This is a genomic window from Nocardioides pocheonensis (genome assembly GCF_003725535.1).
In the GTDB taxonomy this organism is placed as follows: domain Bacteria; phylum Actinomycetota; class Actinomycetes; order Propionibacteriales; family Nocardioidaceae; genus Marmoricola; species Marmoricola pocheonensis.
This window is the reverse complement of record NZ_RJSF01000043.1, coordinates 217,570-241,216: the sequence shown is the minus strand read 5'-3', so window position 1 is coordinate 241,216 and position 23,647 is coordinate 217,570. Positions and strand designations below refer to the sequence as shown.

29 protein-coding genes are annotated in these 23,647 nt (G+C 70.7%); 20 read left to right on the top strand and 9 right to left on the bottom strand.

All coding sequences use genetic code 11. The features are described from left to right. Positions 1–5: 5 nt before the first annotated feature. Entirely contained in the window at positions 6–347 is a 342-nt protein-coding gene (locus EFL26_RS23915) for a helix-turn-helix transcriptional regulator (RefSeq protein WP_148046756.1), read from the bottom strand. Positions 348–839: 492 nt separating this feature from the next. On the opposite strand from EFL26_RS23915, the gene efeU reads away from it, so the two are divergent. From efeU to efeB, 3 genes are all read left to right on the top strand, one after another. Next, positions 840–1,703: an iron uptake transporter permease EfeU gene (gene efeU, locus EFL26_RS17165; RefSeq protein WP_123224126.1), complete on the top strand. Its 864-nt coding sequence runs from the start codon at positions 840–842 to the stop codon at positions 1,701–1,703. 100 nt (positions 1,704–1,803) lie between these two features. Beyond that, complete coding sequence (gene efeO / locus EFL26_RS17160; RefSeq protein ID WP_221177012.1) at positions 1,804–2,967, top strand: iron uptake system protein EfeO; 1,164 nt, start codon at positions 1,804–1,806, stop codon at positions 2,965–2,967. After that, positions 2,964–4,262, top strand: a complete 1,299-nt coding sequence (gene efeB / locus EFL26_RS17155; RefSeq protein WP_123224125.1) for an iron uptake transporter deferrochelatase/peroxidase subunit — start codon at positions 2,964–2,966, stop codon at positions 4,260–4,262. The genes efeO and efeB overlap by 4 nt, the downstream gene beginning before the upstream one ends. Positions 4,263–4,320: 58 nt before the next feature. On the opposite strand, the gene EFL26_RS17150 is transcribed toward efeB, so the two are convergent. After that, positions 4,321–5,496, bottom strand: coding sequence for a saccharopine dehydrogenase family protein (locus EFL26_RS17150; protein ID WP_123224124.1), 1,176 nt, complete (start codon positions 5,494–5,496; stop codon positions 4,321–4,323). A 55-nt stretch (positions 5,497–5,551) separates the two neighbouring features. Between EFL26_RS17150 and EFL26_RS17145 the strand changes: the two genes are divergently transcribed. The 3 genes from EFL26_RS17145 (at position 5,552) to EFL26_RS17135 (ending at position 8,199) form a co-directional block, all read left to right on the top strand. Then, a complete protein-coding gene (locus EFL26_RS17145) occupies positions 5,552–7,588 on the top strand; it encodes a beta-propeller domain-containing protein (RefSeq protein ID WP_123224123.1) in 2,037 nt (678 codons plus the stop codon). A 75-nt stretch (positions 7,589–7,663) separates the two neighbouring features. Beyond that, positions 7,664–7,867 (top strand): hypothetical protein, encoded by a 204-nt coding sequence (locus tag EFL26_RS17140; protein WP_123224122.1) that lies wholly within the window; start codon positions 7,664–7,666, stop codon positions 7,865–7,867. 65 nt (positions 7,868–7,932) lie between these two features. After that, a complete protein-coding gene (locus EFL26_RS17135) occupies positions 7,933–8,199 on the top strand; it encodes a DUF2277 domain-containing protein (RefSeq protein ID WP_123224121.1) in 267 nt (88 codons plus the stop codon). 24 nt (positions 8,200–8,223) lie between these two features. Here the strand turns inward: EFL26_RS17135 and EFL26_RS17130 are convergent, their stop codons facing one another. Together EFL26_RS17130 and EFL26_RS17125 are read right to left on the bottom strand one after the other, a co-directional pair. Then, positions 8,224–8,913 (bottom strand): iron-dependent transcriptional repressor DtxR, encoded by a 690-nt coding sequence (locus EFL26_RS17130; protein ID WP_123224120.1) that lies wholly within the window; start codon positions 8,911–8,913, stop codon positions 8,224–8,226. Positions 8,914–9,021: 108 nt separating this feature from the next. Then, positions 9,022–9,393, bottom strand: a complete 372-nt coding sequence (locus EFL26_RS17125) for a hypothetical protein (RefSeq protein ID WP_123224119.1) — start codon at positions 9,391–9,393, stop codon at positions 9,022–9,024. 195 nt (positions 9,394–9,588) lie between these two features. Between EFL26_RS17125 and EFL26_RS17120 the strand changes: the two genes are divergently transcribed. Beyond that, on the top strand, positions 9,589–10,221 hold the full coding sequence (locus tag EFL26_RS17120) for a response regulator (RefSeq protein WP_123224118.1): 633 nt from the start codon (positions 9,589–9,591) through the stop codon (positions 10,219–10,221). A gap of 132 nt (positions 10,222–10,353) precedes the next feature. On the opposite strand, the gene csrA is transcribed toward EFL26_RS17120, so the two are convergent. From csrA to EFL26_RS17095, 5 genes are read right to left on the bottom strand one after another with little or no spacing between them, the layout of a single operon-like run. After that, a complete protein-coding gene (gene csrA, locus EFL26_RS24920; protein ID WP_123224117.1) occupies positions 10,354–10,602 on the bottom strand; it encodes a carbon storage regulator CsrA in 249 nt (82 codons plus the stop codon). A gap of 9 nt (positions 10,603–10,611) precedes the next feature. After that, positions 10,612–10,998: a flagellar assembly protein FliW gene (fliW, locus tag EFL26_RS17110; protein ID WP_246000243.1), complete on the bottom strand. Its 387-nt coding sequence runs from the start codon at positions 10,996–10,998 to the stop codon at positions 10,612–10,614. An 8-nt stretch (positions 10,999–11,006) separates the two neighbouring features. After that, positions 11,007–11,897 carry a flagellar hook-associated protein FlgL gene (gene flgL / locus EFL26_RS17105; RefSeq protein WP_123224115.1) on the bottom strand — a complete coding sequence of 297 codons (891 nt, stop codon included), beginning with the start codon at positions 11,895–11,897 and terminating at the stop codon, positions 11,007–11,009. Next, a complete protein-coding gene (flgK, locus tag EFL26_RS17100; protein ID WP_123224114.1) occupies positions 11,897–13,291 on the bottom strand; it encodes a flagellar hook-associated protein FlgK in 1,395 nt (464 codons plus the stop codon). The genes flgL and flgK overlap by 1 nt, the downstream gene beginning before the upstream one ends. Before the next feature lies 1 nt (position 13,292). Next, complete coding sequence (locus EFL26_RS17095; protein ID WP_123224113.1) at positions 13,293–13,772, bottom strand: flagellar protein FlgN; 480 nt, start codon at positions 13,770–13,772, stop codon at positions 13,293–13,295. A gap of 216 nt (positions 13,773–13,988) precedes the next feature. Here EFL26_RS17095 and EFL26_RS17090 point away from each other — a divergent pair, with 216 nt between their 5' ends. From EFL26_RS17090 to EFL26_RS17030, 13 genes are all read left to right on the top strand, one after another. Next, positions 13,989–14,828 carry a sigma-70 family RNA polymerase sigma factor gene (locus tag EFL26_RS17090; RefSeq protein WP_123224112.1) on the top strand — a complete coding sequence of 280 codons (840 nt, stop codon included), beginning with the start codon at positions 13,989–13,991 and terminating at the stop codon, positions 14,826–14,828. 131 nt (positions 14,829–14,959) lie between these two features. Beyond that, positions 14,960–15,784: a flagellin N-terminal helical domain-containing protein gene (locus tag EFL26_RS17085; protein ID WP_123224111.1), complete on the top strand. Its 825-nt coding sequence runs from the start codon at positions 14,960–14,962 to the stop codon at positions 15,782–15,784. Positions 15,785–15,915: 131 nt separating this feature from the next. Next, on the top strand, positions 15,916–17,247 hold the full coding sequence (gene fliD, locus EFL26_RS17080; RefSeq protein ID WP_123224110.1) for a flagellar filament capping protein FliD: 1,332 nt from the start codon (positions 15,916–15,918) through the stop codon (positions 17,245–17,247). 13 nt (positions 17,248–17,260) lie between these two features. Next, a complete protein-coding gene (gene fliS / locus EFL26_RS17075; RefSeq protein WP_123224109.1) occupies positions 17,261–17,650 on the top strand; it encodes a flagellar export chaperone FliS in 390 nt (129 codons plus the stop codon). Next, complete coding sequence (locus tag EFL26_RS17070) at positions 17,647–17,973, top strand: hypothetical protein (RefSeq protein WP_123224108.1); 327 nt, start codon at positions 17,647–17,649, stop codon at positions 17,971–17,973. Before fliS ends, EFL26_RS17070 begins: the two co-directional genes overlap by 4 nt. A gap of 164 nt (positions 17,974–18,137) precedes the next feature. Next, complete coding sequence (locus EFL26_RS17065; RefSeq protein WP_123224107.1) at positions 18,138–18,503, top strand: response regulator; 366 nt, start codon at positions 18,138–18,140, stop codon at positions 18,501–18,503. A gap of 1 nt (position 18,504) precedes the next feature. After that, a complete protein-coding gene (locus EFL26_RS17060) occupies positions 18,505–18,984 on the top strand; it encodes a hypothetical protein (RefSeq protein WP_123224106.1) in 480 nt (159 codons plus the stop codon). Positions 18,985–19,125: 141 nt separating this feature from the next. Continuing rightward, entirely contained in the window at positions 19,126–19,491 is a 366-nt protein-coding gene (gene flgB, locus EFL26_RS17055; RefSeq protein ID WP_123224105.1) for a flagellar basal body rod protein FlgB, read from the top strand. Then, entirely contained in the window at positions 19,491–19,883 is a 393-nt protein-coding gene (locus EFL26_RS17050) for a flagellar basal body rod protein FlgC (protein WP_123224104.1), read from the top strand. The genes flgB and EFL26_RS17050 overlap by 1 nt, the downstream gene beginning before the upstream one ends. After that, positions 19,880–20,221, top strand: a complete 342-nt coding sequence (gene fliE, locus EFL26_RS17045; RefSeq protein ID WP_123224103.1) for a flagellar hook-basal body complex protein FliE — start codon at positions 19,880–19,882, stop codon at positions 20,219–20,221. Before EFL26_RS17050 ends, fliE begins: the two co-directional genes overlap by 4 nt. Beyond that, on the top strand, positions 20,221–21,819 hold the full coding sequence (fliF, locus tag EFL26_RS17040; protein WP_246000242.1) for a flagellar basal-body MS-ring/collar protein FliF: 1,599 nt from the start codon (positions 20,221–20,223) through the stop codon (positions 21,817–21,819). Before fliE ends, fliF begins: the two co-directional genes overlap by 1 nt. Continuing rightward, positions 21,816–22,829 carry a flagellar motor switch protein FliG gene (gene fliG, locus EFL26_RS17035; protein ID WP_123224102.1) on the top strand — a complete coding sequence of 338 codons (1,014 nt, stop codon included), beginning with the start codon at positions 21,816–21,818 and terminating at the stop codon, positions 22,827–22,829. The genes fliF and fliG overlap by 4 nt, the downstream gene beginning before the upstream one ends. A 133-nt stretch (positions 22,830–22,962) precedes the next feature. Then, positions 22,963–23,631, top strand: coding sequence for a FliH/SctL family protein (locus EFL26_RS17030; RefSeq protein WP_183408235.1), 669 nt, complete (start codon positions 22,963–22,965; stop codon positions 23,629–23,631). Positions 23,632–23,647 lie beyond the last annotated feature (16 nt).

The following is a 23,647-nucleotide window of genomic DNA, read 5'->3' as shown; positions in this document are numbered from 1 at the left end:
ACGCTTCACGCATTGGATGTGGCGGCGCTGCTCGTCCGCCGCTGGCGTCTGGTCGTGCGCGCCTTGGGCACACCTGGCGGGCTTGCAAGCGCTGGGAGCGCTCCGCCGACTTCGGGTGCAGTGCGGCGCAGGTGCGCCTTCTTTTGGGTGCGCCTCGCGTCGATGTAGGCCAGCACCTCGTGGGCATACCAGCGGTAGCAGGAGCCCGAGATCACCAGCGGGTCCGGGAAGTCGGGGTCGCGAGTCCGGGCATATGCAGTGGTCCGCTGCACCCGGAATAGCGCTGCAATGTCGTGGATGGTGAGGAGGACGGGCAGTCCCTCCGACGGATTCGGTGCGGTGCTCATGTCGCTGAGGTGTGCGGACCGTGACGGAGCGTGCCAAGGCGCCGCGGACCCGATCGACGACCGAGGTGGGCGGCACTCGTATGTCAATCTTCTGTCAATTTGCCTCGGTAACCTGCGTTGTCGCAGGTCAGCGCCACATGTGCAGCCGCCTCCTAAGCGAAAGGTCGCCAGTTCGACTCTGGCCTGGGGCACTGCCGCGGCGCGACAGCCGCCCCGGTCGGACGGCTGCCGCGCACGCTCCCCGGCCGATCCCGATGCAGCGGGTCCGACGCATCGCACGCCGCCGAGCTGACCCGCGACCACACCGGACGAAGTCAGGGCCAAGGTCCTGAACTGCAGGGCACAACGACCGGCGTTGCGCGGGGATCGGCGTGGGTACCGTCGGCAGCGACGGCCGCTGTGGCTCATCGCACACGAGCCCCGACTTGCTGGCCGCGAAGACCGCGGTGTTTACTGATTAGGTAAGCCTAACCTGATCCTACGGAGTGCGTCGTGCTCGCCAACTACCTGATCGGTCTCCGCGAGGGACTCGAAGCGTCGCTGGTCGTGGTGATCCTGATCGCCTACCTGGTCAAGAGCGACCGCACGCAGCTGCTCCCCCGCATCTGGACCGGCATCGCCGCGGCCGTCGGGGTGTCGCTCGCCTTCGGTGCGCTGCTCACCTGGGGTCCGCGCAGCCTGACCTTCGAGGCCCAGGAGGCGATCGGGGGCACGTTGTCGATCATCGCGGTCGGCTTCGTGACCTGGATGGTCTTCTGGATGGCCCGTCACGCTCGCGGGCTCTCCGGCGAGCTGCGCGGCAAGATCGACCTCGCGGCCGAGGGCGGCCGCGCGAGCCTCGTCCTGGTCGCCGCGCTCGCCGTCGGGCGCGAGGGCCTCGAGACCGCGCTGTTCCTGTGGGCGGCCACGCAGGCCGCGACGAGCAGCGGAGCCTCCTCAGTCTCACCGCTGCTCGGAGCCCTGCTCGGGATCCTCACCGCGGTCGCGATGGGCTACGCCTTCTACAAGGGCGTGCTGCGGATCAACCTGTCGAAGTTCTTCACCTGGACCGGCGCCATCCTCATCGTGGTTGCGGCCGGCGTGCTGGCCTACGGCTTCCACGACCTCCAGGAGGCCGGCATCCTGCCCGGGCTGAACAGCCTCGCGTTCGACGTCAGCGGCACGATCGACCCGACGTCGTGGCTGGGCACCTTCCTCAAGGGCGTCTTCAACTTCTCCCCGGCGACCACCTGGCTCGAGCTCATCGCCTGGGTCCTGTACGTCGTGCCGACGCTGACCATCTTCCTGCGACGGGTCCGCACCCCGGCAGCGGCACCCGCGCCGGCCCCGGCACCCACGCCGGCCGCACCCCGCTGACGTTCGTCACCCTCGCTCGTCCCCACCTCCCCTGTCACCGACTCTCGTGGCCGGCCTTCGAACGTCGGCCGACGGCCGGTCACCCCTGGAAAGGTCCCCCGTGAAGATCCTCCCGACCGCGGCAGCCTGCGCTCTTCTGGCCGTCCCGCTCACCGCCTGCAGCCTCACCCAGTCCAACAAGAGCGACGGCGCCGAGGGCAGCGGCCCGATCACGGTCACCTCGTCGGCCACCGCGTGCGAGCTCTCCAGCACCAAGGCGGGCTCCGGGCGGGTGACGTTCCGGATCAAGAACACCGGCAGCAAGGTGACCGAGTTCTACCTGTACGCCGAGGACGGCAAGCGGATCGTCGGTGAGGTCGAGAACATCGGTCCCGGACTGACCCGCGACCTCGTCGTGAGCGTGGCGCCGGGCACCTACGTCACGGCCTGCAAGCCCGGCATGGAGGGCGACGGCATCCGCGGCAAGCTGACCGTCACGGACTCCGGCCGGAAGAGCTCGGTCGCCGACGTCGACCAGGAGACCCTCGAGCACGCCACCGAGTCCTACGCCGACTACGTCAAGCAGGAGGCGGACGCACTGCTGGAAGGCACCACGCAGTTCGTCGCGGCGTACCGGTCCGGCGACGACGCGAAGGCCCGCTCGCTGTACCCCACGGCGCGGCAGCACTGGGAGCGGATCGAGCCGGTGGCGGAGTCCTTCGGCGACCTCGACCCGAAGATGGACCTGCGCGAGGCCGACCTCGAGCAGGGCCAGAAGTGGACCGGCTGGCACCTGCTGGAGAAGGACCTCTGGCCGCCGGCGAAGGGCTACACCGCTCTCAACCGGGCGCAGCGGGCGACGTACGCCCAGGACCTGCTCGCCAACACCAAGACCCTGCACACCCGGGTCCAGACCCAGACCTACGACGTCACCCACCTCGGCAACGGCTCCAAGGAGCTGATGGACGAGGTCGCGACCGGCAAGATCACCGGCGAGGAGGAGATCTGGTCGCACACCGACCTGTGGGACTTCCAGGCCAACGTCGACGGCGCCAGGACCGCCTTCGAGCTGCTCGAGCCGATCCTCGCGGTCAAGGACCACGACCTCGAGGAGCAGATCGACGAGCGGTTCGACGACCTGCAGAAGCTGCTCGACCAGTACAGGTCGGGGGACGGCTTCGTCTCCTACGACACCGTGACACCCGAGCAGCGCAAGCAGCTGTCCGACGCGGTCAACGCGCTGGCCGAGCCGCTGTCGAAGATGACCGGCGCGGTCACGGCGTGACCACGGGGCCGCACGCCGAGTCGACCACCGCAGCGAGCGACCCGGGAGCGCTGTCGCGCCGCCGGCTGCTCGGTGTCGCGGGCGCCGGCGCACTGGCCGGCGCCGCCGGACTGGGCGGCTTCGGCGTGGCCCAGGCGCAGCAGGAGGACAACTCGCCGGATGCCGGGCTCGGCTACGCGTTCCACGGCGAGCACCAAGCGGGCATCGTCACCCCGGCCCAGGACCGGCTGCACTTCGCCTCGTTCGACGTCACCACCGACTCGCGCGACGCGCTGGTCGCCCTGCTGCGCGCGTGGACCGAGGCGGCCGCGGCGATGACCGCCGGCAAGGCGGTCGGCAGCGCGACCGCGACCAGCTACGACTCACCGCCCGGCGACACCGGCGAGGCGCTGGGCCTGCCGCCGGCCGGTCTGACCCTGACTTTCGGCTTCGGCCCGACCCTCTTCGAGAAGGACGGCGTCGACCGGTTCGGCCTGCGCGACCGCCGGCCCGCGGGGCTGCGCCGGCTCCCCCACTTCCCCGGCGACGACCTCGACCCTGCGCGCAGCGACGGCGACCTCTGCGTGCAGGCGTGTGCGAACGACCCCCAGGTCGCCGTGCACGCGATCCGCAACCTGGCCCGGATCGGCTTCGGCACCGTCGCCGTGCGGTGGGCCCAGCTCGGCTTCGGTCGCACCTCGTCGACCTCGCGCAGCCAGCAGACGCCGCGCAACCTGCTCGGCTTCAAGGACGGCACCGCGAACCTCAAGGCCGAGGAGACCGCCGACCTCGAGACGTTCGTCTGGGTCGGCCACGACGACGACCCGGCAGCGCGGTGGCTGGCCGGCGGGTCCTACCTGGTCGCCCGCCGGATCAACATGCACATCGAGACCTGGGACCGCACCTCGCTGCGGGAGCAGGAGGCGTTGGTCGGGCGCGACCGCGCCCACGGCGCCCCGCTGTCCGGCGGCACCGAGCACACCGAGCCGGACCTCGACCTGCAGGGCAGCGCCGGACCGCTGGTGCCCCTGAACTCCCACGTCCGGCTGGCCCACCCCACGCAGAACGACGGCACGCGGATGCTCCGGCGCGGCTACAACTTCACCGACGGCAGCGACAGCCTCGGCCGGCTGGACGCCGGTCTCTTCTTCGTCGCCTTCGTCCGCGACCCCGACCGGCACTACGTCCCGATGCAGAACCAGCTGTCCGCCAAGGACGGCCTGATGGAGTACCTCCAGCACACCGGATCCGGGCTCTGGGCGGTGCCGCCGGGCGTGCGGCCGGGCGAGTACGTCGGTCAGGCGCTGTTCGCGTAGGCGTGGGGTTTCGAGGCTCGCTTCGCTCGCACCTCAACCACCGGTGGTTGGGACGCGGCTACGCCGCGACGGTGCTGAACTTGATGCCGGCCTTCTGCAGCCGCTCGAGCAGGCTGTCGCCCATCGCCTGGGCGGTGGTGACCTGCCCGGCCGTCGCGGGGTTGTCGTCGAAGGCCAGGCACAGCGCGGACTCGGCCAGCATCTTGGCCGTCTCGGTGTAGCCGGGGTCGCCGCCCGACACGCGGGTGTGCACGGTGGCGCCCCCGGACTCGGCGACGAAGTCGACGCTGAAGTGCGACTTCGCCCGGCGTGCTTCAGAGGGCCCGTCACCGGGCTTGATCCGGTTCATCAGCGCCTTGCGCACGGGCGGCACCTGCGCGGCGAGACCCATCGAGACCGCGCCCACGGCTCCCCCGACGGTGTAGCGGAGGGTCTTGAGGCCGGCGTAGTGGGAGTAGCGGAAGTCGGGACCGTACGCCGGCAGCGCCGCGCCCGAGCGGGCCACGATGAACGGGTCGATCGTCGGCAGCGGCAGCAGCCAGTAGCCGAGCACGGAGTCACGGCCCGGCTTGCCGGCCACCGCACGCGAGCGCCGACCCTCGGGACGCGGCTCCTTGCCGCGCCGCGCGCTCATGGCGTCCTTCATCTGCTTCGCGCGGGAGAACGCCGTCATCGCCGAGTGGAAGGTGCCGCCCGAGAACGTCGCGTTGGAGCGCACCACCCCCCGCATCCTGATCGGCCGGCCCGCAGGGAGCTGCTTGACGGTGAAGTACGCACCGAGGTCGTGGGGGATCGAGTCGAAGCCGCAGGCGTGCACGATCCGGGCACCGGTCGCCACCGCGCGGTCGTGGTGCTCGAGGTACATCCGGTCGACGAACTCCGGCTCGCCGGTCAGGTCGACGTAGTCGGTGCCCGCCTCGGCGCAGGCGGCGACCAGCGGCTCGCCGTACAGCAGGTAGGGGCCCACCGTGGTGATCACGACCTTCGTGGCCTCGGCCACCGACCGCAGCGACGCCGGGTCACCGGCGTCGGCGTGCAGCAGGGGCAGGTCGGCGCACTCCGGGTTGACCTTCGCGAGCCGGGCCCGGACGTCCTCGAGCTTGGTCGCGTTGCGGCCCGCGAGCGCCCAGCGGCAGCCGGCGGGCGCGTGCTCGGCGAGGTAGGCAGCGGTGAGCTCGCCGGTGAAGCCGGTGGCTCCGAAGAGCACGATGTCGTAGTCACGGTCAGCCGGCACGGCGTACTCCTCGGGAGGTGGGGAACCGCTGGCAGCCTAGCGACGTCCGATCGGCATGCGTACCCGGTCCCGCCTCGCGCTCAGCGGGGGCTTCGTGTCGGCAGCCGTCGTCGGCGGCCTCTTCGTGGGCGGCCTCGCCGCCACCACCGCAACGCTGGTCCTCACCGACCCGCTGGCACCGCGGGCGAGCGCCGACTCGCTGTCCCGGTTCGACAGCTGCGCAGCGCTGCGGAACTGGTACGTCGAGCACGGGACCGCGGAGGTCGGCCCCTACGGGTGGAACGGCCCCGTGATGTACGCGATGGACGACGCCGTCCCGATGCCCAGCGGGGCCGGTCTGGCCGCGTCCTCGGCCGGACAGGGGCCGGAGGCAGCGATCAAGGGCTCGGACGCGCGCTCGAGCAGCGGCACCGGCACCAACACCCAGGAGGCCGACGTCGACGAGCCCGACCTGGTCAAGACCGACGGGCGTCGGGTGGTCCGGCTGGTCGACCAGCGGGTCCTGGTGGTCACCGACGTCACCGGACCCGAGCCCCGGGAGCTCGGCCGGATCTCCCTGCCGATCGACGTCTACGGCGGCGAGCTGCTGCTGGCCGGCGACCACGTGCTGGTCTCGCAGGCGGCCGGCGCGTGGGGCCGCCCGATGCCGATGGAGGGTGACCTCGTCGCTCCCGACCTCGCCGTCCCCCAGGAGGGCGTGCAGCGGACGATGATGCCCGCCGGCGGGACCCGGATCGTGGACGTCGACATCAGCGACCCCGCACACCCGCGGATCGCGCACGACGACACCTACAGCGGCCGGCAGGTCTCGATGCGCCTGTACGGCGACACGGTGCGCCTGGTCACGACGACCGGCCGGCCCGAGCTCCCGTGGGCCAGGCCCCGGAACGACCGCCCGGGCACGTCCTGGGAGCGCAACGCCACCCGGCACAACGAGGCGCTGGTGCGGGCGACCACGATCGACGACTGGCTGCCGACCGTGGTCGACAACATGGTCGCCGGTTCCCGCCCGGCGCCCCTGGTGAGCTGCACGGACGTCTACCACCCCCAGGACTGGTCCGGCAGCGACACCACCGCGGTCACGACGTACGACGTCGGCGACCCGGCGCACCGCACCGCGGTGGCGGTCACCGCCGACGGGCAGGTCGTCTACTCCTCCGCCGACCGGCTCTACGTCGCCTCGACCCGGGTCGACCCGCCCAGCCCTTGGCGGCGGATGCCCGGCCCCATGAACGGCTCCATGACCGGAGGCGCGATGCCGATCCGGGCGCAGGACGTGCGGACCCAGCTCCACGCGTTCGCGCTGGAGGGCACCACCACCCAGTACGTCGGGTCCGGACACGTCGACGGCTCCGTGCGGGACCGCTGGTCGCTGGACGAGCACGGCGGGCTGCTGCGGGTGGCATGGACGAAGGACGGCTCGCGGACGATCACCGACGCCAACGGGGAGACCCGGCAGGCGACCCGCAACGGGATCACGGTTCTCGCCGAGAAGGACGGTGCCCTGGTGCCCACCGGCACCGTGGACGACCTGGGGGTCGACGAGAACATCCAGTCGGTGCGCTGGTTCGACGACTTCGCCGTGCTGGTGACCTTCCGGCAGATGGACCCGCTCTACACGATCGACCTCACCGACCCCACCCATCCGCGCGAGATCGGGCAGCTGAAGATCCCGGGCTACTCGGGGTACCTGCACCCGCTGGGTGACGGCCTGCTGCTCGGACTCGGCGTCGACGCCACGGACCTGGGCCGGTCGCTGGGCGCCCAGTCGGCGGTCTTCGACATCCACGACCTCGCCGCTCCGCAGCGGCTGGCCCACCTCGGCTTCGGCGAGCAGTCCTACCTGCCCGCCCTGGACGACCCGAGGGCGTTCACCTGGCTGCCCGACCAGCGCACCGCGCTGACGACGGTGGAGGGCGGCAGCTCCGGCCTGCTCCGCCTGGTCGCGCTGCACGTCGGCGCCGGTGGCGCGCTCGACGCGCGCGACCTGGTCACCGACGCCGGCTGGTCGGCACGCACGCTGCCGCTCGCGGACGGCCGGGTCGCCCTGGTCGACGACCAGCACGGTGTGCGCCTGCTGAGCCTGGGCTGAGGAGTGCCGGACGGCCGCACGCGTGGTCCCCCGAAAGGCGAGCGGCACAGGATCGCCCGACGTACCGTCGGCGGCATGCTCGGAGCTGCGGCGGTGGTGGCCGTCTTCCTGTTCGCACTGTTCTGGCTCGCCCTCGGGGTCTTCCTGGGCGTGCGTCTGGGAGAGCGTCGCCTGCTGCGGCGCATGCGCGACCTTCCCTCGACCCCGGTCCCGGCGCACCTCGGCAACACCGTGGCCAGGTCAGCGGGCCGGACGAGCGCCGACCCCGGCCGGCCCTGAACGCGGCCCCGGGGACCCGCAGATTTCAGGAGGAGTCCGCCCGCGGCCCGTCGTACGCTCGGGACATGTGCCGCAACATCAGGACGCTCCACAACTTCGAGCCCCCGGCAACCAGCGACGAGGTGCAGGCCGCGGCGCTGCAGTACGTGCGCAAGGTGAGCGGGACGACCAAGCCGTCCCAGGCCAACCAGGCCGCCTTCGACCGGGCCGTCCAGGAGATCGCGCACGTCACCGCGCACCTGCTCGACGACCTGGTGAGTGCCGCGCCGCCGAAGAACCGCGAGGTGGAGGCGGCCAAGGCGCGCGCCCGGGCCGAGCTCAGGTACGGCTAGCCACTTCGGAACTGGGCTGAGGGGTCAGCCGTCGGAGGCGGTCACGAAGATGTGGTCGGCCGCCTCGGAGACGATCTCGGCGGTCTCGCCGCCGCTACCGAGCATCACGCCCTCGTCCGTGCCCACGACCGCGACCGACTCGCCCGGCTGGGCGCCGATGCGGCGCAGCACACCCATCAGCTCCTCGTCCTTCTGCATCTCCTCGGAGATCCGGCGCACGCGCACGCGCCGGGTCTCACGGCCGGCGACCTCGCTGAGCGGGACGACGCCGCTCATGAACGTCTCGCCGTCGCTGGCACCGAGCTCGGCCAGACCCGGGATCGGGTTGCCGTACGGCGACTCGGTGGGGTTGTCGAGCAGGTCGAGCAGGCGCCGCTCGACGCTCTCGCTGATCACGTGCTCCCAGCGGCAGGCCTCGGCGTGGACCAGCTCCCAGTCCAGGCCGATCACGTCGACCAGCAGCCGCTCGGCGAGCCGGTGCTTGCGCATCACCCGCGTGGCCAGGTGCATGCCCTGCTCGGTCAGCTGGAGGTGACGGTCCCCCTCGACGGTGACCAGGCCGTCGCGCTCCATCCGCGCCACGGTCTGGCTGACCGTCGGTCCGCTCTGGTGCAGCCGCTCTGCGATGCGGGCCCGGAGCGGGACGATGCCCTCCTCGACGAGTTCGTAGATCGTGCGGAGGTACATCTCGGTGGTGTCGATGAGGTCACTCACCGGACCATTGTGTCAGGCGCGCGCACGACCCGCGTGGGACGGGCACCGAGGGAGCGCAGCGGGCGAAAGGCTCCTCGGGCGACGCCGGGTGAGCGGTCCGCGAGCGGTTCAGCGGTCGAAGAGGAGGCGCTGCGCCGCGCGGCGCTGCATCGGGATCCGGTTGGCCGCGCCGGAGCGGGCCAGCATGTCGGCGATGTCGTGCACCGAGACCCGGCCGGACAGGCTCGGGGCGGTGCCGGCCACCTTCTCGGGGACCAGCTCGGCGGGCACGCGGCCACCGAGGATCAGCCGGTAGTGGGTGTCCTCGAGGGCGAAGTCGACGTCGGCCACGACCGCGGTGCGGTACTCGTCGCCGCCGGTGTGCAGGATGACCCGCTCGCCGTACTCGAGTCCGCGGCGCAGGCCGGAATCGGCGTGCGCGAGGACGAGCGAACGGCTGCGACGCGTGAACTCGCTGAGTTCGATGTCGATGAGCTCCACGATGACCCTCTCCCCTGCTCGCCCACCCCTCCGGTGAGTTGCATCCGGTCCAACGAGGTGGATACCGGTAGGTTACGCCCGGTTTGCGGAGTTGATCCTGCAGCGACCTGACCCGGTCTATACCGTTTGCCCGATTCATCGGAACATTTGGGCATTTCGGACGTAGGGGGTTGCCAGACACGGTAAAAATCGTGCGTGAGCACGCTGAGAGTCTTCCTCCTCGATGACCATGACATCGTGCGCAAGGGCGTGCGCGCACTCCTCGAGTCCGAGGGCGACATCGAGATCGTCGGCGAGGCGAGCACGATCGCCGACGCGCGCCGCCTGGTCCCCGAGCTGCTCCCCCGCGTGGTCGTCATGGACACCCAGCTGCCGGACGGCTCCGGCATCGACCTCTGCCGTGACCTGCGCAGGCTCTCGCCGGAGTCCCGGGCCATGGTGCTGACCTCGGACGACACCGAGGAGTCGATCGTCGCCGCGATGCACGCGGGGGCGGTGGGCTACGTGCTCAAGCAGGTCGAGGCCGGCTCGCTGCTCAGCGCGGTGCGCACGATCGCCAGCGGGCACTCCCTGATCGACCCGGTGCTGGCCCGTCGGATGATCAACTGGATGGAGCAGACCAGCGACTCGCCCGCCGAGCTGGCAGGGCTGACCGACCAGCAGCTGCGGATCCTGTCGCTGCTCGCCGAAGGTCTGACCAACAAGGAGATCGGCAGCCGGCTCTACCTGGCGGAGAAGACCGTCAAGAACCACGTGACCCGGATCCTCGCCAAGCTCGGGGTGCAGCGCCGCACCCAGGCCGCTCTGCTGGCCTCCCGCCTGCTCTAGCGCTGAGCAGACGCGCGTCAGCGCGCCTGCTCGATGGTGGTTCACTTCGGCAGGCTCAGTACGGCGTAGCAGCGACCGCGGCCGAGGGACGAGGCCGCGACGGAGCGTGCCGAAACCTGGTGAGGTGCGCGCTCAGCCGGCGTGGTTCCCGGGACGCGACCGCAGCGCGGCGCTCAGCGACTGCACGGCGTCCTCGCTCGGCGAGGCCGCCTCGCGGTTGACGGTCTCCAGCTGCTCGAGCAGCTCGGCGCGGTGCACCGCGACCGACCGCGGTGCGTCGATGCCGATCCGGATCACGTCGCCGCGCACTTCGAGCACGGTGATGGTCACGTCCTCACCGATCACGACACTCTCGCCGGCACGGCGACTGAGGACCAGCATGCAGTGAGGTTACGCCACCAGAGGCGCGGCGAGCGGGAGGGTCGGGTCGTCGAGGATGACCTGGCTCGCCCGCAGGGTCGCGGTGTTGACGACGACCGGTGCCATGAGGTTCGCCGTGGTGGTGTCCAGCGTGTCGCCCGCGTTGAGCACGAGCAGCACGATGACGTCCTCGGCGGAGTCGATCTGGAGGTCCTCGACCACGTCGTCGCCGACCTCGGGTGCGTAGTCGGGGAAGAACGGCACCGGAGGCATCACGAGGAAGCGGAGCGACGGGTCCTCCAGCGACCTGAGCTGGCAGAGCACACCCTCGTCGTCGAGCTGCACGAGCGCGAAGCGGCGCATGTCCGGGAATCCCGGAAGGGGATGGACGAGCTCGATCGACGGAATGTCAGGCACGGCCACGATCATCGCAGAAAGTCCAGCAGGCTCGGCTGCATCACACGCGCAGTCGCCCCGAGCGAGGCCTGGTACGCCACCTGCTGCATCTGCAGGTCGACGATGGTCTTCGGCAGGTCGGCGTTCTCGACCGACGACAGCGAGTTCTTCAGCCGGAGCTCGTCGTCGGAGGCGGACTGGATGGCGGACTGGATCCGGTTCTGCCGGCTGCCGACGTCGGCCTGGGTGGTCGTGATCTGGTCGCGGTCACCCTCGAGCGCGGAGATGCCGGCGCTGATCGCGGCCTGGTTGCCCGAGCGCAGCGCGGCGGACAGGGCCGTGAGGTGGTCGAAGACGGAGTTGCCTGCCGGCCCGAAGGCCGTGTTGCCGTCGACGTCGACGCGCACGGTCGTGCCCTCGCCGATGGTCCGGTTCACCGCGCCGGGCGTGCCGACGTACGTGCCGGTGGCGTCGTACGCCGCCGGGCCCGCCGTGATGCCGCCGAAGACGGGCCGGCCCAGGTAGCTGGTGTTGGCGGTGTTCACCAGGCCGTCGCGGATCTGGTCGACCTCGACGGCCAGCGCGTCGCGCGACGTCTGGCCGGACATGCCGTCGTTCGCGCCCTGGAGGGCCAGGTCGCGGGCGCGCAGCACCTGGTCGTTGGCGTTGGTCAGGGCGGAGTCGATCGTGCTCAGCCAGCCGTTGCCGTCCTCGGCGTTCCGGCCGTACTGCTGGGTGTCGGTGATCGAGGAGCGGATCCGCATCGCCGACGTCGTGTCCGTCGGAGAGTCGGACGGGCGGTTGAGCACCCGACCGGTCGACAGCTGCTCCTGGACCTTCGCCAGGCGGGCCAGGCTGGTCTGCATCGCAGCCACCGAGCCCTTGCTCATCATGCTCTGGGTCACGCGAGTGAGTGCCATCAGTGCACCAGTCCTGTCCGGTTGATGAGGGTGTCGAGCACCGAGTCGACCGTGGTCATCACGCGGGAAGCGGCCTCGTACGCGCGCTGCGAGGACATCATCGAGACCATCTCCTCGTCCAGGTTCACCCCGGAGAGCTGCTCGCGGGAGGCGTCCACCTGACCGGTCAGCACCTGCTGGTTGGCGGCCAGGCGCTTGACCGAGGCGACCTCGGTGCCGAAGCCGTTGATCAGCCGCTGGTAGGAGTCCTCGGCCCCGGTCGCGGTGGCGAGCGCGTTGGCGTTGCCCGCGTCGAGCACGCCCCCGGGCAGGGAGGAGGCCGCGACCTGCGACGAGGTCGTGAGCGCCACGGCGATCGTGCCTGCCGGGTCGGCGGGGTTGTAGCTGAAGAACGGCTGGCCGGGGTTGCCGGCGGCGTCGTACCCGGCCTGGTGCTGGGTGTTGATCTCGTCCGCCAGCTGCTGGGCGACCGCACCGAGCCCGACCGAGTACGCCGGGAGCGTGGTGGTCAGCAGGTCGGTGACCCCGCCGAGCTCGCCGGTCATCCCGGCAGGAACGGCGGTGGTGCCGCTGGCGTCGGTGATGGAGTAGGTGATCGGGTTGCCGTCGCTGGCGCCCGCGGGGGTGATGCCCGAGGCGATCTGCAGCGTGCCGGCACTGGCGCCGTTCACCAGGGAGACCCCGTTGAGGGTGACGTCGAAGCCGCCGTCGGGCCGCTGGGTGGTCTTCGAGCCGGTGAGCTCGGAGAGCCGCATCGCGAGCTGGTCGCGCTTGTCGAGGAGCACACCGGCGTCGTCGCCGTTCAGGCTGGCGATCGCGATGCTCCGGTTGGTGGCGGCCAGGTCGGAGGCCACCGTGTTGACCTCGGCGACGTCGGCGACCGCACGCACGCGCTGGTCCCCGGACTCCGCGTCGATGTTGCGGGACTGGATCCGCAGCGCGTCGGCCAGCGTCGCCGCCCGGCCGAGCACCTGGGAGCGTGCGGCGTCGCTGCCCGGGTTGTTGGCGAGGTCGTGCCACGCGGAGCGGAAGTCGGCGATCGCCGCGGCGACACCGTTGTCGCCGGGCTCGCCGATGCCGCTCTCGACCCGCTCGAGGACCGACTGGCGGACGTCGAGGTAGCTCTGGTTGCCGTGCTCACGACGGGCGCGCACGTCGAGCAGGGCGTCGGTCATGCGGTCGATCCCGGCCGCGGTGACCCCGTCTCCGCCGCCGTCGTACCGGGACCACATCGCGGGGCGTGTCGGCGCACCGACGGCCTGCCCGTTGACGCGGCGCCGGGCGTAGCCCTCGGTCCCGACGTTGGCGATGTTCCCGCTCGCCACGTCCATCGCCACGCGGTTGTAACGCAGCGCCGAGAGCGCAGTGTTCAGCGAGGAGAAGGAACCGGTCATCTCACAGGCTCCAGTCGACCATCGGACGACGGGCCTGCGACACGGCGACCGCCGAGCCGTCGGCGGCGTAGGACTCGGTGCCCTCACCGAGGGTCATCAGCGTCTCCCGGGCGGAGCGGTAGCCGGTCGTGATCAGCTCGCGGTTCGCGTCGGCCAGCGACGTGATCTCGTGGGTGATCGTGGTGAACGCCTCGTAGTGGTCCAGCAGCAGGCTCTGCCAGGGCTCGTCGGCCGCCTCGGCGAGTGCTCGCAGGCTCGGGTTCGGGCCCAGACCGAAGACGGCCGCGGCCTCCTCGGCGGCGACGGCACGCAGGATCTCGGTCTCCCGGATCGTCTCCAGCACGTTCTCCACCTCGCGCGCGGAGCGCGCGAGCCAGCGGGTGCGGCCGGCGGCAAGCACCAGCTGCTCCTCCTCGAGCTTGAACAGCAAGGTCTCGAGCAGCTCTCGTTCCCGCCACAGGATCTGTGACAGCTTCTCCATGATTGACCCTTCGTCGACGGCCTCCCGAGCGGAGTCCTGACCTTGTCCATCGGCAGGGCGAAGCGGTCTTGAAGGGTTTTCGCAACCGATTTCGCCCCCGTGTGATCCCAACGGGCCATGGCCGATCGGGCCCTTGGTCCCGACCTGCCGAACCGAGCGGTCAATCCTGTCGACAAGCCCTACCAAAACGGACATTTCTCCCCAAAGGTTACGCCCATGAGGGACACCGAGAGCCACGAGCTGGACAGCCTGATCACCAGCCACATCCCCGTCGTGAGCCACATCGTCCGGGAGACCATGGGCCGGGTCCCCAGCCATGTCAATCGCGACGACCTCACCTCGGCCGGTCTCGCCGCCCTCGTCCAGGCCAGCAAGTCCTTCGACGCCGAGCGCGGCGTCCCGTTCGCCCGGTACGCCGCCACCCGCGTGCGGGGCGCGATCCTCGACGAGCTCCGCGGCATCGACTGGGCCTCCCGCTCGGTCCGGCGGCGCGCCCGGGACCTCGACGCGACCCGCGCCCAGCTGTCCTCGATCCTCGGCCGGACCCCCAGCACCCAGGAGGTCGCGGACGCGGCCGGCATGACGCTCGCGGAGATCGCCCAGAACGACGAGGACATCGCCCGCGCCCAGGTGCTCTCCCTCCAGGGTGCGCAGGACGCCTCGCTCGACGACCTGCTCCCGGCCCACGGGCCCACGCCGGAGCAGATGGTGGAGCACCGCGAGCGGCTCACCTACCTGGTCGAGGCCGTCGCCGAGCTGCCCGACCGCCTGCGCATCGTCATCTCCGACTACTTCCTCGAAGAGCGCCCGATGGCGGAGATCGCCGCCGAGCTCGGAGTGACGGAGTCCCGCGTCTCCCAGATGCGGGCCGAGGCGCTCGTGCTGCTCCGCGACGCGCTCAACCACGAGCTCGACCCCGGCCAGCTCACGCCGCACGCCCGGCCGCAGGGTTCGGCCGCCCGTCGCCGCGACGCGTACTTCGCCGCCGTCGCCGCCCGTCACGCCGCGTCGGTACGCCGGCCGCTCGGCCTGTCGGCCCTCGACGAGACCGCCTGACCGGTCCCGGGGAAGCCGGCCAAAAAGCCGGGCGAAACCTCTCAAGCACGTTGTCGTACCGCCGATGAGTACGGCACGGAGCCCAAGGAAGGGCTCCAGCACGTGACTCACACATCCAGGAAGGAACCATCATGAGTCTTCGCATCAACCAGAACATCGACGCCCTGAACTCGTACCGCAACCTGTCGGTCACCCAGGGCCAGCTGTCGAAGTCGCTGGAGAAGCTGTCCAGCGGTTTCCGGATCAACCGGGCCGCGGACGACGCCGCCGGTCTGGCGATCTCCGAGGGCCTGCGCTCGCAGGTCGGTGGCCTCAAGGTCGCGGTTCGCAACGCGCAGGACGGTGTCTCCGTCGTGCAGACCGCTGAGGGCGCACTCACCGAGACGCACTCGATCCTGCAGCGCATGCGTGACCTGGCGGTCCAGGCCTCCAACGACGGCGCGCTGAGCAACACCGACAAGACGAAGGCCGACAAGGAGTACCAGGCCCTCGCCTCCGAGCTCGACGACATCGCCAACAAGACCAGCTTCAACGGCACCAAGCTGCTCGACGGAAGCTTCAGCAACAAGGACTTCCAGGTCGGTGCCAACGCCGGCGACACGCTCACCGTGTCGATCGGTGACATGAAGGCGGCCACGATCACCGGCGGCGTCGGCGACATCAAGACCGCTGCCAACGCCCAGACGGCTCTGGCCAACATCGACACCGCGATCGGAACGGTCTCGACCGAGCGTGCCGGTCTCGGTGCGGTGCAGAACCGCCTCGAGCACAAGATCAACAACCTCAACGTGGCCGTGGAGAACCTGTCGGCCTCCGAGAGCCGGATCCGTGACACCGACATGGCGTCGGAGATGGTGAACTTCACCCGCGCCAACATCCTGTCGCAGGCCGGTACCGCGATGCTCGCCCAGGCCAACCAGGGCCCGCAGGGCGTGCTGCAGCTGCTCCGCGGCTGATCGCTCACCGGCGACTAGTCACACAGCACACGGTCCGGGCGAGGGCAGAGTCCCAGACTCGCCCTCGCCCGGACCCTCTTTTCGTACCACCCAGGCTTCACGTACCACCCAGCAAGGAGAGAGGACCCAGGATGGCCGGCACCACCAGCGTGAGCGGACTGGTCAGCGGCCTCGACACGGCCACGATCATCTCCCAGCTGATGCAGGTCGAGGCGCAGAGCCAGACCCGGATCAAGACCCAGCTCGGCACGGCGCAGACCGACCTGAAGTCCCTGCAGGACCTGAACAGCAAGTTCGCGGCACTCACCAGCAGCGCGGGCGACCTGGCCGACCCGGGCGCGTGGAACCCGATCACGGTGACCAGCTCGAGCACCCTCGTCACCGCGACCGCCGGCACTGCGGCCGTCCCCGGCCCGCTGACCTTCACCGTCGGCCACACCGCCCGCGCCCACCAGCTGTCCTTCACCAGCACCGCCGCCCTCACCGCCACCGTCACCACCGGCTCGACCCACGTCACGCTCGACCGGCTCGACGGCACCACGATGGACCTGGACACCGGTGACGGCTCGCTCCAGGGCCTGGTGAACGCCCTGAACGGCTCCGGCACCGGCGTGAAGGCCAGCACCGTGCGCCTCGACGACGGCACCTACCGGCTCCAGGTCACGGCGTCGACGACCGGCGCGGCCTCGGACTTCACGCTCAAGAACCTCGACGGCTCCGACCTGCTCGGCGGCGCGGTGGTCACCGCCGGCCAGGACGCCGAGATCACGATCGGCACCGACGTCCTGCACTCCTCGACGAACACGTTCTCCGACGTGGCGAACGGGCTGACGATCAGCCTCGGGTCCACCGTGACGAGCGGCACCGTGGTGAACCTCGACGCGCAGCAGGACACCGCGGGCATGACCGCGAAGGTCAAGGGAATCGTCGACGCGATCAACGACGCACTCAGCAAGATCGACAGCCTCACGGCGTACGACGCGTCCACCAACACGTCGGGTCCCCTGGCGGGCGACAGCGGTGTGCGTGCCGTCCGCTCGGACCTGCTGAACACCGTGTACCCCACCGACGGCACCTCCCTGGCCAGCGTGGGCATCCAGCTCGACAAGTTCGGCAAGCTGACCTTCGACGAGGCGGCGTTCAAGACCGCGTACGCCGCCGACCCCGCCGGCGTGGCGGCGAAGTTCACCACCGGCGCCACCGACGGTTTCGCCGCGCGGGTCCAGGCCGCCGGCAAGCGCGCCAGCGACCCGTTCACCGGGACCATCACCACCTCCATCACGGGCCGCAACTCCGAGATCAAGCGGATGCAGGACAGCATCGCCGAGTGGGACACGCGTCTGGCGCTGCGGCAGGAGTCCTTGCAGCGCCAGTTCACCGCACTCGAAACCGCACTCAGCCAGATGAACAGCCAGTCCAGCTGGCTGTCCGGACAGCTCTCATCACTCAAGTCGGGAAGCTAAGGAAGGCACCCACATGATGAAGCCCAACGCCCGCGCCGCGTACCTCGACGCGTCGATCGCCACCGCCAGCCCCGCGCGGCTGCTGGTGATGCTGTTCGACCGCCTCGTGCTCGACGTACGGCGCGGTCTCGAGGCCCAGCGCGGCGGCGACGTGGAGGAGACGCACAAGCACCTCACCCACGCGCAGGACATCCTCCTCGAGCTGGCCAGCAGCCTGCGGCCCGAGGAGTTCAAGGGCGGCTACGAGCTCGCCGCGCTCTACAGCTTCCTGCACCGGCAGCTCGTGATGGCCAACATCCGCAAGGACGCCTCGATCACCGACGAGGTGCTCACCCTCGTGACCGACCTCTGCGAGACCTGGCGACAGGCGGCGCTGCAGTGCGCGACCGAGCAGAGCGCGTGAGCGCCGTGAACGAGAGCTGCGTCCGGGCGATCTGGGAGGCGGAGCTCGACCGGCTCGAGCTCGACGTCCTCCGCGTCGAGCGGGTCCTCAAGGGCCTGAGCGCCCTGCCCAACGAGCCCTGGACCCCGCCGTCGATCCCCGGCCAGATGCCCTCCGACCTGGTCGTGCGCGCCCAGGAGCTGCTCGACCGCCAGGACCGGGCGACCGAGCTGCTCCGCCACTCGCTCGCGGCCGCGCAGCGGCAGATCGCCTACGGGGACCGGGTGACCGAGGCCACCGGCCAGGCGCCGGCGGCACCGGTGTACCTCGACGTCGACGCCTGACCCCGACACTGACTCCGACGCGCCACCAATCCGCTCAGGATCGGCCGACCGTGACCGATCAGAACCACGTCAGGACCTCCCCACCGAGCGGCGGCTCCGTGCCGGGCACGGGGCGCCGCAAGGGGGTGGACCTCCGCTCCTCCACTGCCCTTAAGGAACGAACCATGAAGATCCTCGTCGCCGACGACAGCCGCGTCATGCGCCAGATCGTGATCCGCACGCTGCGCCAGGCGGGGTACGCCGGCCACGACATCGTCGAGGCCGAGAACGGCCGCCAGGCGCTCGACCTGGTGCACGCCGAGTCACCGGACCTGGTCCTCTCGGACTGGAACATGCCCGAGATGAACGGCATCGACCTGCTCGCGGCCCTGCGTTCGTCGGGCTCCGCCGTGCCGTTCGGGTTCGTCACCTCCGAGGGCTCGCCGGACATGCGCGCGCGGGCATCGGCCGGCGGCGCACTGTTCCTGATCGCCAAGCCGTTCACGCCCGAGGCCTTCGACGAGGCGCTCGCTCCCGTCCTGAAGGGCTGAGATGTCGCACCTCCCCGTCCCCAAGGAGATCCGCGACCTCCTCACCGACCTGCTCGACCGGGAGGTCACGCTCTCCCCGAGCGCCCCGCTGGCGCCGACCCCGAAGAACCCGTGCACGGTCGGCGTCTACGTCGACGACCGCCTGCAGGTCACCGCGATCGTCGCGTTCGACCTCCCACTCTCGGCCCGCGCCGGCGCCGCGATCGGCCTCGTCCCCGCCGCGGGCGCCGACGCCGCGATCGAGGAGGGCGTGCTCAACGACACCCTGCGCGAGAACGTCTACGAGGTGCTCAACATCGCCGCCTCCCTGTTCAACGTGGAGGGCGCCGACCATCTCCGCCTCTACGACGCGCACCACATCGGCGTACCGCTGCCGCCGGACGTGCTCGCCAAGGCGCTGACCCTGGGCCGCCGGGAGGACCTGGCCGTCGAGGTCGGCGGCTACGGCCCGGGTCGACTGTCGGTCGTGCTCGTCCGTTAGGACAGATCGTTGGGGCCGAACGTCCCGACCACCGCGTTTGCCTCAGGACGGCCCGCCTGAAGCCGAACAACTCATCGAGCACGGAACGCTCACCTGCTGCCGAAGGACCGGCGCCACCCTCTTGCTTCCCGGAGGCTCGCCTTGTCCTTCGCCGTGTCCGATGCGGTCAGCCAGGTCCTGGCGTCGGCCCTTGACGGCGTGTCCCTGCGTCAGCGGGTGATCGCCGACAACATCGCCAACGTCGACACCCCGGGGTTCCGCGCGTCCAGCGTCGACTTCGAGACGCAGCTGAAGGCCGCGATCAGCGACGGCAGCTTCGAGAACGGCGTCGACAGCATCCAGGCCACCACGTCGCCCACCGACACCCCCGTCGGGGCGAACGGCAACAACGTCGACCTCCGCAAGGAGACGATGGCCGCGGTCCAGAGCCAGTTCCAGTACCAGATCCTCACCCGCGCGGTGAACGACCGGTACAACCTCGTCAAGACCGCAGCAGGGCCGTTCTGATGGGCGCCTTCGACATGCTGAGGATCGCGAACACGAGCCTCGGCTTCCACCAGACCTGGCTCGACGCGCTGGCCAACAACATCGCGAACATCAACACCGCGCAGCCGACGAGCGGCAACGCCTTCCAGGCCCAGATGGTCATGGCGAAGGCCCGCCCGGACGGTGGCGTCGACGTCGGCGGCATCGCCTACTCCGACCCGCAGGGACGGGTCGTCAACGACCCGGAGAACGCGGTCGCCGACGCGCAGGGCAACGTGCGGATGCCCGAGATCGACCTCGCCAGCGAGATGAGCCAGCTGGTCATGGCCCAGCGCGGCTTCCAGGCCTCGGTGCAGGTCACCAAGGACGCACAGGACACCTACAGCTCCGCACTCCAGATCGGACGGGCATGAGTATCTCAGGGATCGCAGGCATCGGGGCCTCCGGCTTCACGCCGTACGTCGCTCCACAGGTCGGCACCACGGACACCACCAGTCTCTCGACGGGCACCAGCGACGTCACCGGCACCGGCAAGGCGTTCGGCAGCATGGTGCTCGACGGGCTCGACAAGCTGGAGCGGGTGCAGGACACCAGCGACCAGCTGGCGGTGAAGGCGGCGACCGGTGACCTCAACGCGATCCACGACTACACGATCGCGGCCACCGAGGCGAACGTCACGACGCAGCTGACCGTCGCGGTCCGCAACAAGGCCGTCGACGCGTTCAACGAGATCATGCGGATGCAGGTCTGATGCGCACGATGAAGGACGGGCTCTCCCGCACGCTCAGCCGCTACCAGCGCACGTTCGCCGGGTTCACGCCCGGGCAGAAGGCCGTGGCCGTCGTCGGCACGGTCGCGCTGCTGCTGGCCGGCTTCATGATCTTCCGCTGGGCGTCGACCCCGAGCTACGCCCCGCTCTACAGCAACCTCTCGTCGTCGGACGCCTCCGCGGTGATCGACAAGCTGGACAGCCAGGGCGTGCCGTACAAGCTCACCAACGGCGGCAACACCGTGATGGTGCCCAAGGACAAGGTCTACTCGACCCGGATCAGCCTCAGCGGCCAGGGCCTGCCCAGCAGCTCGGACAGCGGCTACTCGATCCTCGACAAGCAGAGCCTGTCGACCTCGCAGTTCCAGGAGCAGACCAACTTCAAGCGGGCGATGGAGGCCGAGCTCTCCCGCACCGTCGAGGCGCTCAACGGCGTGGACACCGCGGTCGTGCACCTGGCGCTCCCGGAGAAGCAGGTCTTCGCCGACAAGCAGGACCCGCCGACGGCGTCGGTGCTGGTCTCGACCAAGCCCGGCAGCGAGCTCAGCGCCGAGCAGGTCCAGGCGATCGTGAACCTGATCGCGTCCTCGGTCGACGGCCTCCAGCCGGACAAGGTGACCGTCGCCGACGCGGCCGGCCACGTGCTCTCCGCGACCGACGGCACCGCCGGCATCGCCAGCAGCCGCGACCAGCAGGTGCAGGACTACCAGAACCAGATGAGCACGCGGGTCCAGCAGATGCTCGACCGCGTCGTCGGGCCCGGCAACTCGAGCGTCGCCGTCACCGCGAACCTCGACTTCGACAAGTCGGTGACCGAGAAGAAGTCCTACACCTACAACAAGAACAACCCGCCGCTCTCGGAGAGCAAGAACATCGAGAAGTTCACCGGTCCCGGTGCGGGCAGTGGCCTGACCGGCGTCGTCGGCCCGGACGGGCAGATGGACTCCACCAGCGTGGCGGGCAGCGCGAACTCGCAGTACGAGAAGTCCTCGGACACCGTGGACAACGCCGTCGACACGACCGTCGAGCACCGGGAGACCGCTCCGGGCGGCGTCCGCAACCTGCACGTCGGCGTCGTCCTCGATGCCGCGGCCGCGCGGTCCATCGACCCGAACCAGATCCAGACGCTGATCGCCAGCGCGGTCGGCATCGACCCGACGCGCGGCGACACCGTGCAGGTCGACTCGCTGCCCTTCGACCGCTCTGCCGAGAAGGCCGCGAAGGCCGAGCTGGCCGCGGCGAAGCAGGCCGACGCGAGCGCCAAGCAGGCGACGCTGATCCGCAACAGCGGCCTGGCCGTGCTGATCCTGCTGATCGTCCTGCTCGCCTGGTTCAAGGGCCGCAAGCGGGCCAAGGAGCGCGCCGACGCGGCGTCGTACGTCGTCGAGCAGCTGCGCCTCGAGGCCCTCGAGCGGGCCGCGACGCAGACGCCCGTCGAGCCGTCCGCGGCGATGCTGGCGCTGGAGTCGATGGAGCACTCGCAGTCCGACGAGATCCGGGAGGAGCTGGCGTCGCTGGTCGAGCGCCAGCCCGAGGACGTCGCCGCCCTGCTCCGCGGATGGCTGGTGGAGCCCCGATGACGGCAACCATTGCCGGCCTGGGCGTCCGGAAGGCCGCGATCCTGCTCATCCAGATGGGCAAGGACCGTGCCTCCAGCGTGATGGGCCACCTGTCCGACGCCGAGGTCGAGGCGATCTCCGCCGAGATCGCCCGGCTCGAGTCGATCAGCGGCGCGGAGACCGAGCAGGTGCTCAGCGAGTTCCGCGACATGATGGTCGCGCGTGCCCACATCGCCCAGGGCGGCCTCGGGTTCGCCCAGAGCCTCCTCGAGCAGTCGCTGGGCGCCGACCGCGCCGCGGAGATCATCGAGCGGGTGAAGGCCGCTGCGGTGCAGATGCCCTTCCAGTTCCTGCACCGGGCCGACCCTGCCCAGCTGCGCTCCTTCATCGCCGACGAGCACCCGCAGGTGATCGCCCTGGTGCTGGCCCACATGACGCCCGACAAGGCCTCGCTCCTGCTCTCCGGCCTCCCGCCGACGCAGCAGGCCCAGGTCGCCCACCGGATCGCGGTGATGGACCGGACGTCGCCGGAGATCATCCGCGCGGTGGAGAGCACGCTCGAGCGCAAGCTGTCCTCGATGCTGCAGCCGGCCGAGATGTCCCGCGTCGGCGGCGTCGACCCCCTGGTCAACATCATCAACCGCTCCGACCGGTCGACCGAGCGCCAGATCGTCGACGGCCTCGAGGCCCTGGACGCCGCGCTCGCCGACGAGGTGAAGAGCCGGATGTTCATGTTCGAGGACATCGTCAGCCTCGACGACCGCTCGGTGCAGCTGGTGCTGCGGCAGGTCGAGGGCAACGAGCTGGCGCTGGCGCTCAAGGGCGTGCCGGACCCGGTGCGCGAGAAGATCACGAGCAACCTCTCCGCGCGGGCCGCCGAGAACCTGGTCGAGGAGGTCGAGCTGCTCGGTGCGGTCCGGCTGACCCAGGTCGAGGAGGCGCAGCAGTCGATCATCCGCACCATCCGCCAGCTCGAGGAGCAGGGCCAGATCATGGTCCGCCGAGGCAACGACGATGAGTTCGTCGTCTGAGGCCAGCGTCGTGCGAGCTCGCTCGCACGACGCGTCGGCCGAAGAGATTGAGGGCGCGTCCGGCCGAGGGACGAGGCCGGAACCGCGTGTCTCGAAATCCGAGCTCGCGACCACGGCGGCCGGACAGGTCGCCGTGGTCGCGTCCACCGAGAGCCTGACCCGGCTGGCGACCCCGGAGCTGCGGACCGGCGTCTGGACCCGCTTCGGGGACAGCGCGGTCCTCGGCGACGCGGTCACCGAGGAGACCCTCTCGGCCCTCGCCGAGAGCACCCGCACCGCCGCCCGGTCGCAGGGCTACGCCGTCGGCTGGGCCGCCGGCCAGCGTGCCGCGCGAGAGCGGGCCCGGATCGAGGCCGACGCCGCAGAGCAGGACCGGCTCGAGGCCGAGGAGGAGCGCGAGCGCGAGCACCGCGCCGCGGTGGCTGCCCTCGAGCTCGCCGCGGCACGCCTGCACGAGGCCGTCGACGGGATGGCCGCACACGTCGAGGAGCAGGCGACCACGCTGGCCTGGGACCTCACCCGTGAGCTGGTGGGGCACGAGCTGCGCAGCGCCACCGGCCCCGACGTCGTACGCCGGGCGCTGCAGCTGGCGCCGACCGAGCCGATCGCCAAGCTCCACCTGCACCCCGACCACGCGGCCGAGCTCACCGCGGCCGACCTCGCCGAGCTGGCCGACCACGGCATCAAGGTGGTCAACGACCCGGCGCTCGCCTGGGGCGACGCCCTCGCCGAGACCTCCGACCACGTGATCGACATGCGCTTCCGGACCGCGCTCGAGCGGGTGCGGGAGGTGCTCTCATGAGCGAGCGACCGATACA

What these genes read in the sequence shown, in the direction of transcription:
- EFL26_RS23915 (WP_148046756.1), bottom strand. Translation starts at nt 347, where the DNA reads ATGAGCACCGCACCGAATCCGTCGGAGGGACTGCCCGTCCTCCTCACC.
- EFL26_RS17145 (WP_123224123.1), top strand. Translation starts at nt 5,552, where the DNA reads ATGCGTACCCGGTCCCGCCTCGCGCTCAGCGGGGGCTTCGTGTCGGCA.
- EFL26_RS17140 (WP_123224122.1), top strand. Translation starts at nt 7,664, where the DNA reads ATGCTCGGAGCTGCGGCGGTGGTGGCCGTCTTCCTGTTCGCACTGTTC.
- EFL26_RS17135 (WP_123224121.1), top strand. Translation starts at nt 7,933, where the DNA reads ATGTGCCGCAACATCAGGACGCTCCACAACTTCGAGCCCCCGGCAACC.
- csrA (WP_123224117.1), bottom strand. Translation starts at nt 10,602, where the DNA reads ATGCTGGTCCTCAGTCGCCGTGCCGGCGAGAGTGTCGTGATCGGTGAG.
- flgL (WP_123224115.1), bottom strand. Translation starts at nt 11,897, where the DNA reads ATGGCACTCACTCGCGTGACCCAGAGCATGATGAGCAAGGGCTCGGTG.
- flgK (WP_123224114.1), bottom strand. Translation starts at nt 13,291, where the DNA reads ATGACCGGTTCCTTCTCCTCGCTGAACACTGCGCTCTCGGCGCTGCGT.
- EFL26_RS17095 (WP_123224113.1), bottom strand. Translation starts at nt 13,772, where the DNA reads ATGGAGAAGCTGTCACAGATCCTGTGGCGGGAACGAGAGCTGCTCGAG.
- EFL26_RS17090 (WP_123224112.1), top strand. Translation starts at nt 13,989, where the DNA reads ATGAGGGACACCGAGAGCCACGAGCTGGACAGCCTGATCACCAGCCAC.
- EFL26_RS17085 (WP_123224111.1), top strand. Translation starts at nt 14,960, where the DNA reads ATGAGTCTTCGCATCAACCAGAACATCGACGCCCTGAACTCGTACCGC.
- fliD (WP_123224110.1), top strand. Translation starts at nt 15,916, where the DNA reads ATGGCCGGCACCACCAGCGTGAGCGGACTGGTCAGCGGCCTCGACACG.
- fliS (WP_123224109.1), top strand. Translation starts at nt 17,261, where the DNA reads ATGATGAAGCCCAACGCCCGCGCCGCGTACCTCGACGCGTCGATCGCC.
- EFL26_RS17065 (WP_123224107.1), top strand. Translation starts at nt 18,138, where the DNA reads ATGAAGATCCTCGTCGCCGACGACAGCCGCGTCATGCGCCAGATCGTG.
- EFL26_RS17060 (WP_123224106.1), top strand. Translation starts at nt 18,505, where the DNA reads ATGTCGCACCTCCCCGTCCCCAAGGAGATCCGCGACCTCCTCACCGAC.
- EFL26_RS17050 (WP_123224104.1), top strand. Translation starts at nt 19,491, where the DNA reads ATGGGCGCCTTCGACATGCTGAGGATCGCGAACACGAGCCTCGGCTTC.
- fliE (WP_123224103.1), top strand. Translation starts at nt 19,880, where the DNA reads ATGAGTATCTCAGGGATCGCAGGCATCGGGGCCTCCGGCTTCACGCCG.
- fliF (WP_246000242.1), top strand. Translation starts at nt 20,221, where the DNA reads ATGCGCACGATGAAGGACGGGCTCTCCCGCACGCTCAGCCGCTACCAG.
- fliG (WP_123224102.1), top strand. Translation starts at nt 21,816, where the DNA reads ATGACGGCAACCATTGCCGGCCTGGGCGTCCGGAAGGCCGCGATCCTG.